We start from the raw sequence: 9,247 nt of genomic DNA, 5'->3' as shown, positions 1-9,247 counted from the left end.
GGCCAGGGTCGGCAAAATGAAATGCTGAGTGTCGCCACCGTGGAACCGCGACCAGGAAATATGCTCGGCCAACCAGGGCGAGCGGGTTTTCTCGCACAGCCGCCGAGTCATTTGCAGAAACTCGCGGTCCATCGCGATGCCCACGCTGCCCAGGGACAAACTGGAAGAATGCAGCAAGCTCGGTACTTGCGCACCGAGCTCAAGCAGACGCGGTTCCAGAATGCAGTGCGTCGGCTGAAACTCGACGTAATCGAAGTGCGGCAACCCCTCGGCGAGAATCCGTTCGACAGTCGGGTCGAGCCCCTCCTCCGATAACTCGTCCTGAGGCGTGCGCCGTGGCAAATGGTATTCCAGCCCAACGCCGGCCTCGGGAAATTGCGAAGCATCAAACATCGCCATGTCCACCTCCCTGGCGTCAACCGGTCAGGCCCAGCATGCGTTTAGCCCCCGCCGAAGCGCCCGATATCGCCAACAACGCGGCGTGTTGAGTTTCCAGCGCCCTGACTTCTTTGATCAGGTTTTCCAGCAGTTGGCGGCCTTGAGGGGTGAAATCCGCGCACGCTTCGAAATCGGGCAGCGCCTTGATCAAGCCTTGCAGGATGAACACCAGGCGTTTTTGTGCCCGTTGCAGTTCATGGGACGAGCGCGAACGAACCCGCTCCAGGTATTTGACCAACGCGACATACACGAAAAACGCATGGAAATAGCCATAGAGATCACGCTTCTGCCCCGACCACGGCAAGGTAAACAACGCCTCCCGCGAGGTCTCATCCCTGACCACCGGGCACACTTCGACAATGTTGTAGAGCAATTGATGAGTGGCCTCATGCACCAGCGACTCTTCGAGGTCGAGTATCGAATCATCCCGGTTCGAGATGAGGATGATCCCGGTGAAGCGCGAAGCCGAGCAGCTTCGAAATGAACCATCGGGCAAATAACAAATGGACTTGACCAATTTTCTAAACTGTTCGCGACAGGCGGGCCACGTGTGCTCTATACGCAATAGCGCAATATTCACCACATCGCAAAAGAAACTCACGGAATGACCATGACGCTCCAATTGCTTACGGGTCGCTTCATCTTCCGGAAATTCATAACTGGGCGGTGCCACTCTCGTCACCAACGGATCAACATTGATTAAACGCCTGCTCGAAAAATTCCGCCAACTGCGGAGCATTGGGAAACAGTTGAAAAAGTTCGGTGTACAGCGCAACAAAACTTGTGTAGCGATTTCGACTGACACGCTCCAGCAATACATCAAATCGTGAAGGCTCCGTGTCCGGCAAAAATGTCGTGCCCTGAAACAACTCGTCATCGGATAGCTCACGCAGACCACTGTTCCCGATTTCCATTTTTCAACCTTCCCTTAGGTAGGCGGCAACGGCTTCGCCATCGTCAGACTGGCGATGCCATACCCTGATTGTTCATAAAGACGACGCGCCGCATCGTTGCGACCAAAGACATGCAGTCGCACTTCTTCGCATCCCGCCTGGCGTGCCCATGATTCGAGGGCCAACAGTGATTGTTTCGCATAACCCTGGCGGCGCTCTCCGGGGTCAATGTAAATGTCCAGGATGAAGGCACTCTTGCCGGCACCGGTGTGTCGCTCGGCGACCCACAACTCGCCAATACGACGCTCTTGATCCTTGATCACCCAGAATTGGTTTTTTTCAGTCAGTCGCCCTTGCGGCAACAACTGCTCGAAGACACTGCGTGCCTTTTGCGCGGCTTCCTCATGGGCCCACTCACCCGAGACGACCATACCGTCACCATATTCAGCAACGGCTCTTTCGGCGAACGTTGCAAAGTCCGCGTTATCCATTGGAGCCAAGGTGACAGACATGAGTCATTCACTCCGCGCTCGACCGCTGTGCCTCATGACATTTCATAAAGCCATTCGGCGTACCTGCGTGAAAGACCCACCTTTCGGGGTACGCCAAATGGCATCACCGGCCGTTAATCCATGCGCGCTTGCTGTTGCTGGGTATCAAATATGGCACGCRTCCCCAGATTACTTCTAATACCGGCAGAGGCCGCTGACAGTTTTGCAGCATCAATGCCTTTAACCGCCGCAATTTCATCAGCACTTAGATGCACACCAATATTTTTAGCTGCCGAGGCAGGATCATTGTGAAGTGCATCGGCAAACCCCGGATCCAGCACCGCACGTCCAACAACCGTGGCCAGGGTTTGCTGATTGACTTTATTGCTCATGGTACTTCTCCTTGTTATTTCGGCACGACGAAAAATGCACCCCCTTGACGACGCATGAAACTTTCCCTCGCCCGCCATGGGGACTTTGAATATAGCAAGACCACTGCTCTTTTCCAGCCATACCCACGACTCCCTTTAAACCGTTTCACGATAATCGATAACACCGTTTCTTAAGGTTAACTGGCGATTACGGGTAACGCTTTAATGACAACAAAACTGTAGGAAACATCTTACAACCAAAGTAATAGGCACTTCTATTTAATAGCCACTGGACAGCAATGCGTCATTAATAGAACACAACGCCAGACAACCATTATTAACCCGAATAACTATGGGATTTAATTAACAATGCTTCATACCGCTGGTGATCCGACAGGCGTCGATTTGTGTTCGATTATCGCCCAAAACTCCATCCACCCAATTGAATCCCGCCCTTGATCCCCCGCACCATTCCCCCACCTACAAGAACCAATAACAACAGGTCCGGCACCATGACTGCACACCCTACCCGCTCCGGCTGATCTCTCCCGTTCGTTGACCCGAATTCGTATTTTTGTCTGCAATCCCTTGGTTGCGGCTGCGTCCTGCTTCATCCCTAACAATTAGAGAGACCCGACTTCATGAAGCCTTCCACCTGTGCAAAACAGCTTTTGCCGACTCTATTGACCACCGCACTGGTCAGCGCAGCCCTCCCGGCGCTAGCCGAAGAGTCGGGTTTTCTAGACGGCGCCCAGGCCAACCTCAACCTGCGCAACTTCTACTTCAACCGCAACTTCACCAACCCGACCCATGCGCAGGGCACGGCGGCAGAATGGACGCAAAGCTTCATCCTCGATGCCAAATCCGGGTTCACCCAGGGCACCGTCGGTTTCGGCATGGACGTATTGGGCCTGTACTCGGTGAAACTCGATGGCGGACGCGGCACTGGCGGGACGCAGTTGCTGCCGCTGGACCACGATGGTCGCCCCGCCGATGACTTCGGACGCCTGGGTGTGGCGTTCAAGGCGAAGCTTTCCAAGACCGAGTTGAAAGTCGGTGAATGGATGCCGGTGTTGCCGATCCTGCGTTCGGACGATGGGCGTTCGTTGCCGCAAACGTTTCGCGGTGGCCAGGTCACCTCGAAGGAAATCGACGGCCTGACGCTCTACGGTGGTCAGATGCGCGCTAACAGCCCGCGTGACGACAGCAGCATGAGCGACATGTCGATGACCGGCAAACCCGCCGTCACGTCCGACCGTTTCAACTTTGAGGGCGCCGAATACAGCTTCAACGACAAGCGCACGCAAATCGGGGTGTGGAATGCCCAGCTCAAGGACATCTACAGCCAGCAATTTATCAACCTGATCCACACCCAGCCATTGGGCGACTGGACGCTGGGCGCCAACCTTGGCTTCTTCTATGGCAAGGAAGATGGCAGCGCACGGGCCGGTGACCTCGATAACAAAACCTGGTCCGGGCTGTTCTCGGCCAAATATGGCGGCAACACCTTCTATGTCGGCTTGCAGAAACTCACCGGCGACAATGCCTGGATGCGGGTCAATGGCACCAGCGGCGGGACGCTGGCCAACGACAGTTACAACTCGAGCTACGACAACGCCCGGGAGAAATCCTGGCAACTGCGCCACGACTACAACTTCGCCGCCCTCGGCATCCCCGGCCTGACCCTGATGAACCGCTACATCAGCGGCGACAACGTGCACACCGGGACCATCACCAACGGCAAGGAATGGGGACGCGAGAGCGAGATTGGCTACACCGTGCAAAGCGGCAGCCTGAAAAACCTCAACGTCAGGTGGCGCAACTCGACCATGCGTCGGGACTACAGCAACAACGAGTTCGACGAAAACCGCCTGATCGTCAGCTATCCGATCAGCCTGCTCTAAAGCGATAAAAATACCGCGAGGACATGAACCGTTCAGCACCGTTATGCTCCTATGGAGACTTCCATAGGAGCGACGGTTGGCGGCGTGGTGAATAACCGCGCACCGACAGTCTGCATTCGTCCTGATCTGTCGTAGGCCAAAGCAAACACATGAAACTGATCGCTGCTGTCTTATCCGTCCTTGCCGTAACGGTCGGCCTCAGCGGCTGTATCGGCCCGCCGATCGAACTGACCCCGAAGACCGAGCAGATTCTGCGCTCGACCCCGCCGATCCGCTTTCTGCTGACCTTCGACGACGGTCCAAGCGCGTCCAGTTTTTTCAATCCGACCAGTGCCGTTCTCGATGTACTCGCCAACAACCCGATTGAACCGGGTATCAAGGCCGTGTTCTTCGTGCAGACACAAGCCCCCCGGGCCGGTGGCAGCGAACTGGGCAAAAAAATCATGCAGCGTGAACATGCCGAGGGTCAGACCCTGGGCTTCCACACCGCCACGCAGTGGCATACCAATCACCGCTCGCTCTCCCCGGAAGAACTCGAGCAGTCGCTCACCCAAGGCTCTGCGGACATTACGGCGATCACCGGCAGCGCGCCGGTACTGTTACGGCCGCCGTTCTGGAATTACGACAAACGCACCTTCGCCGCGTATCAACAACATGGCTTGCATGTACTGCTGACCGACCTGAGCGCCAATGACGGCAAGATATGGGGCTTCAATGGCAGCCCGCGCCGACGCTCCAACATGCTCAGGCAAATGTCCGAGGTGCGCGAACGGATTGCGGCCGGCGAACTGCCGACGGTTGACGGTGTTATTCCGGTGGTGGTGACGTTTCACGACCTCAATCGCTACACGTCCTGGCATATGGGGGAGTATCTACAGATTCTGCTCGACAGCGCCCGCGAGACCGGTGTGACAACCGCCGCCAAACCGTTTTACGACGACCAGGCAGCCGTGCAACGCGCCGCCATGGCCCGCACCGTGCGCGATGACTCGCAACCGGTCCATTTACCTGGCGTGTGGAGCTGGTTCTGGGACAGCAACTCCCATTGAGGCACACCGTRTAAACGGGGAGTCCGCGCTGAAGCGTTGCGGCCCTGACAGACGTGTCAGGGCCTGAGGTAATTACTCGCGCGATTCGACACCCAACTCATCCCACACCGACTCGGCCAGGTGGAAGGTTGCATTGGCCGCCGGGATGCCGCAGTAGATCGCGCTCTGCATCAGCACTTCCTTGATCTCGGCACGGGTGACGCCATTGTTCGCCGCGCAACGCAGGTGCAGTTTCAGCTCTTCGTTGCGGTTCATGCCGATCAGCATGGCGATGGTGATCAGGCTGCGGGTGTGGCGTGGCAAGCCAGGGCGGGTCCAGATGTCACCCCAGGCGTGGCGGGTGATCATGTCCTGAAACTCCGAATTGAACTCGGTCAGGGTTGCCAGGCTGCGATCGACATGGGCATCGCCGAGCACCGCTCGACGCACTTGCATGCCGTCGGCGTAACGTTGTTTCTCGTCCACAAAGCGCTCCTCAAATAGACTGTTCAGYCAACAAAAAACCCAGCACCCGTTCACTGAACGCGCTGCCGGCCTGAACGTTGGACAGATGGGCGGCATAGAACTCGGCGTACTCGGCGCCTCTCACCCGCTCTTGAATAAAGTGCCCGCCAGAAGGTGGCGTGACCGCGTCTTCGGTGCCGGCGACGACCAGGGTCGGCACCGTGATCGAAGCCAATTGCTCGCGGAAATCGGCATCGCGCACCGCCGCGCAATTGGCCGCATAGCCCTGCGGTGAAGTGGCGGCGAGCATGTCGGTGATCTGCTTCGCCACCGCCGGATTGGCTTGCGCAAAGTCCGGGGTAAACCAACGGGCAATCGACGCATCGCGCAGTGCAACCATCGCCGCCGGACCGTCGCGCAGCACGGTTTCGATCCGCGGGTTCCACACGGAAGGATCACCGATCTTCGCTGCGGTGTTGCACACCACCAGTTTGTGCAGACGCTCGCCAGCGTTGATCCCCAGCCACTGACCGATCAGCCCGCCCATGGACAGACCGCAAAAATGAGCGCGCTCGATGTTCAGGGCATCCAGCAATGCCAGCACGTCACGGCCCAACTGCTCGATGCTGTAAGGCCCCGGCGTCACCAACGAACGGCCATGACCGCGAGTATCGAAACGCAGCACCCGAAAGTGTTGGGTGAACGCCGGAATCTGCACGTCCCACATGTGCAGGTCGGTGCCCAGCGAGTTGGACAGCACCAGCACCGGGGCGTGTTCCGGACCGTCGAGTTGGTAGTTCAGTTCGCCGTCGGCGAGTTGTACGAATCCCACAGAAATTCTCCTTCAGGCAGTCAGGGCAACATGTTCGGCCAGCGCACGCTCAACCCAGGTCTGAGCCTGACCAAGGTAGTGCGCAGGGTTCATCAATTGATCGAGTTCAGCGCCCGATAGCTCGGCAGTCACCTGGGGCTCATCACCGAGCACCGCACGTAAATGTCGCTGCTCGGCCACCGCGCGTTTGCAGCACAGTTCCAGCAGATGGTGGGCTTTATCGCGACCGATCCGTTGGGCCAGCACGATGCTCACGGCTTCGGCCAGCACCAGGCCTTGGGTCAAATCGAGGTTCTGCGCCATGCGCTCGGCGTCGACCTCCAGCCCTTCTGTTATCAACAGCGCTTGCTGCAAGGCACCGGACACCAGGCAGCAGATTTCCGGCAGGGTTTCCCACTCGGCATGCCACAACCCGAGGCTGCGTTCGTGCTCTTGCGGCATGGCGCTGAACAGGGTCGACAGCAATCCGGGAACACGCGTCGCAGCACCGATCAGCACCGCCGCGCCCACCGGGTTGCGTTTGTGCGGCATGGTCGAGGAGCCGCCCTTGCCCGGTGCCGAAGGTTCGAAGACTTCCGCCGCCTCGGTCTGCATCAGCAGGCTGATGTCGCGGCCGAGTTTGCCGAGGCTGCCGGCGATCAGGCCAAGCGCTGCACCGAACTCCACCAGCCGGTCGCGCTGGGTGTGCCAAGGTTGTTCCGGCAATGTGAGTTGCAGCTCCTGCGCCAGCGCTTCGGCAATCGGCATGGCCTGCTCGCCAAGGGCTGCGAGGGTTCCGCTGGCACCACCAAATTGCAGCACCAGCAGGCGCGGCTTTAGTGCGTGCAGACGTTGCCGACTGCGCGTCACCGCCCCCAGCCAACCGGCGACTTTCATCCCCAGCGTGACCGGTGTCGCATGTTGCAGCCAGGTACGTCCCGCCAGTGGCGTGAGCACATGGCACCGGGCCTGGATCGCCAACGCTTCGCCGAGTCGCGCCAGATCGCTGTCGATCAACTGCAGTGCCTGGCGCACTTGCAGCACCAGCCCGGTGTCCATCACATCCTGACTGGTTGCACCCAGATGCACGTAACGTTCGGCGTCCTGATCATGCGCAGCGATCTGCTTGCCCAACGCCTTGACCAACGGAATCGCCGAGTTACCGGCAATCGCAATCGCCTCGCCAAGGGCCGCAAAGTCGTAGTGCTCGGCCCGGCAAGCCGCCTCGATCGGGGCAACGGCAGATGCCGGAATCAGCCCGACCCGCGCCTCGGCCCGGGCCAATGCAGCTTCAAAATCGAGCATGGCCTGAACCCGGCCCTGATCGCTGAACACTTCACGCATATTTCGAGATTCAGGCGCGCGCCGACAAGTCAAAGTTCGTTTTCCAGGTACGCTGCCTGCCTCGGCAAACGCAGGCTGAAGAGGAAGGCGATCGCCATCATCGCCGTCACGTACCAGTAGAAGGAGTTTTCGATACCCACCGATTTCAGGCTCAAGGCCACGTACTCGGCCGAACCACCGAAGATCGCATTGGCCACCGCGTAGGCCAGGCCCACCCCCAGCGCACGGACTTGCGGCGGGAACATTTCGGCTTTCACCAGACCGCTGATCGAGGTGTAGAAACTCACGATTGCCAGCGCCACGGTAATCAGCCCAAACGCCAGGTACGGGTTGGTCACCGACTTCAGGGTCAGCAGGATCGGCACGGTGAACAGTGTTCCCAGAGCACCGAACCAAAGCATCGAGTTGCGCCGGCCGATCTTGTCGGCAAGCGTGCCGAACAACGGCTGCATGCACATATAAAGGAACAGTGCGCCGGTCATGATGTAGCTGGCGGTCTTGGCGGGCATCCCGGCGGTGTTCACCAGGTACTTCTGCATATAGGTGGTGAAGGTGTAGAAAATCAGCGAACCACCGGCGGTGAAGCCGAGCACGGTAATAAAGGCGGCGGTGTTGTTCCTGAACAACGCGGCCATGCTGCCGGCATCCTTGTCTTCGCGCATTTCCTTGCTGGTGGTTTCTTTCAGCGAACGACGCAGGAACAACGAAATCAATGCCGCTGCCGCACCGACCACGAACGGAATCCGCCAGCCCCAGGCGCGCAGGTCGTCCTCAGTCAGGAACTGTTGCAGGATCACCACCAACGACACGGCCAGCAGTTGGCCGCCGATCAGGGTCACGTACTGGAACGAGGCGAAGAAACCCCGCTGGCCCTTGAGCGCGACTTCACTCATGTAGGTCGCGGTGGTGCCGTATTCACCGCCCACCGACACGCCCTGGATCAGGCGAGCCACCAGCAGCAGGAGCGGTGCCCAGACACCGATGTCCTTGTAGGTCGGCAGGCAGGCGATCAGCAATGAGCCGGCGCACATCATCAGCACCGAAATCATCATGGAATTCTTGCGCCCGTGCTTGTCGGCCACCCGGCCAAACAGCCAGCCGCCGATGGGACGCATCAAAAACCCTGCGGCGAACACTCCGGCGGTGTTAACCAGTTGCACCGTGGGGTTGTCGGAGGGGAAAAACGCCGGGGCAAAATAGATTGCGCAGAAGGCGTAAACATAGAAGTCGAACCACTCGACCAGGTTGCCGGAAGACGCCCCGACAATTGCAAAGATCCTTTTGCCACGCTCTTCAGCGGTGTAGAGACTGGTTATTGTTGTCATGGTTTTTCACTCAATGGGGACAGAGAGAGTCTAGACATACTTTGCAACAGCCCCTTTCCACAGATGCACATCCCTGTGGCGAGGGGGCAAGCCCTAATGCCGGTAAGTAAAAGGATTTCAGGTTCGGCACTTTCCCTGTAGCAGCTGGCGAAGCCTGCGTTCGGCTCGGTCCGCGTT

Annotated in this window: 9 protein-coding genes and 1 pseudogene; 2 read left to right on the top strand and 8 right to left on the bottom strand. The window is 58.6% G+C overall.

Annotated features, from left to right (window positions below; translation table 11 throughout):
- The 4 genes and pseudogenes from AC1DH9_RS18125 to AC1DH9_RS18110 all read right to left on the bottom strand — a co-directional run.
- A partial coding sequence (locus tag AC1DH9_RS18125) for a multinuclear nonheme iron-dependent oxidase (protein ID WP_477808531.1) occupies positions 1-399 on the bottom strand: 399 nt, incomplete at its 3' end.
- Positions 400-415: 16 nt separating this feature from the next.
- Positions 416-1,352 (bottom strand): annotated as a pseudogene (locus AC1DH9_RS18120) (aKG-HExxH-type peptide beta-hydroxylase).
- 14 nt (positions 1,353-1,366) lie between these two features.
- Positions 1,367-1,843 carry a GNAT family N-acetyltransferase gene (locus tag AC1DH9_RS18115; RefSeq protein ID WP_427536839.1) on the bottom strand — a complete coding sequence of 159 codons (477 nt, stop codon included), beginning with the start codon at positions 1,841-1,843 and terminating at the stop codon, positions 1,367-1,369.
- Positions 1,844-1,956: 113 nt separating this feature from the next.
- On the bottom strand, positions 1,957-2,214 hold the full coding sequence (locus AC1DH9_RS18110) for an Os1348 family RiPP precursor (RefSeq protein WP_477808530.1): 258 nt from the start codon (positions 2,212-2,214) through the stop codon (positions 1,957-1,959).
- A gap of 620 nt (positions 2,215-2,834) precedes the next feature.
- Here AC1DH9_RS18110 and AC1DH9_RS18105 point away from each other — a divergent pair.
- Together AC1DH9_RS18105 and AC1DH9_RS18100 are read left to right on the top strand one after the other, a co-directional pair.
- Entirely contained in the window at positions 2,835-4,097 is a 1,263-nt protein-coding gene (locus AC1DH9_RS18105; RefSeq protein WP_427536841.1) for an OprD family porin, read from the top strand.
- A gap of 149 nt (positions 4,098-4,246) precedes the next feature.
- Positions 4,247-5,146, top strand: coding sequence for a polysaccharide deacetylase family protein (locus AC1DH9_RS18100; RefSeq protein ID WP_427536843.1), 900 nt, complete (start codon positions 4,247-4,249; stop codon positions 5,144-5,146).
- A gap of 72 nt (positions 5,147-5,218) precedes the next feature.
- Here the strand turns inward: AC1DH9_RS18100 and pcaC are convergent, their stop codons facing one another.
- Genes pcaC through AC1DH9_RS18080 form a run of 4 tightly spaced genes read right to left on the bottom strand, consistent with a single transcriptional unit; the run spans position 5,219 to position 9,070 of the window.
- On the bottom strand, positions 5,219-5,611 hold the full coding sequence (pcaC, locus tag AC1DH9_RS18095) for a 4-carboxymuconolactone decarboxylase (protein WP_145020244.1): 393 nt from the start codon (positions 5,609-5,611) through the stop codon (positions 5,219-5,221).
- A gap of 10 nt (positions 5,612-5,621) precedes the next feature.
- Complete coding sequence (pcaD, locus tag AC1DH9_RS18090) at positions 5,622-6,422, bottom strand: 3-oxoadipate enol-lactonase (protein WP_477808529.1); 801 nt, start codon at positions 6,420-6,422, stop codon at positions 5,622-5,624.
- 12 nt (positions 6,423-6,434) lie between these two features.
- Positions 6,435-7,745: a 3-carboxy-cis,cis-muconate cycloisomerase gene (locus AC1DH9_RS18085; RefSeq protein WP_477808528.1), complete on the bottom strand. Its 1,311-nt coding sequence runs from the start codon at positions 7,743-7,745 to the stop codon at positions 6,435-6,437.
- Positions 7,746-7,774: 29 nt separating this feature from the next.
- On the bottom strand, positions 7,775-9,070 hold the full coding sequence (locus AC1DH9_RS18080; RefSeq protein ID WP_427536849.1) for an MFS family transporter: 1,296 nt from the start codon (positions 9,068-9,070) through the stop codon (positions 7,775-7,777).
- Between the last annotated feature and the right edge of the window lie 177 nt (positions 9,071-9,247).

This window comes from Pseudomonas sp. 05T35 (genome assembly GCF_056396605.1).
Note: the sequence above shows the minus strand (reverse complement) of the source record. Positions and strands in the feature narration are given on the sequence as shown.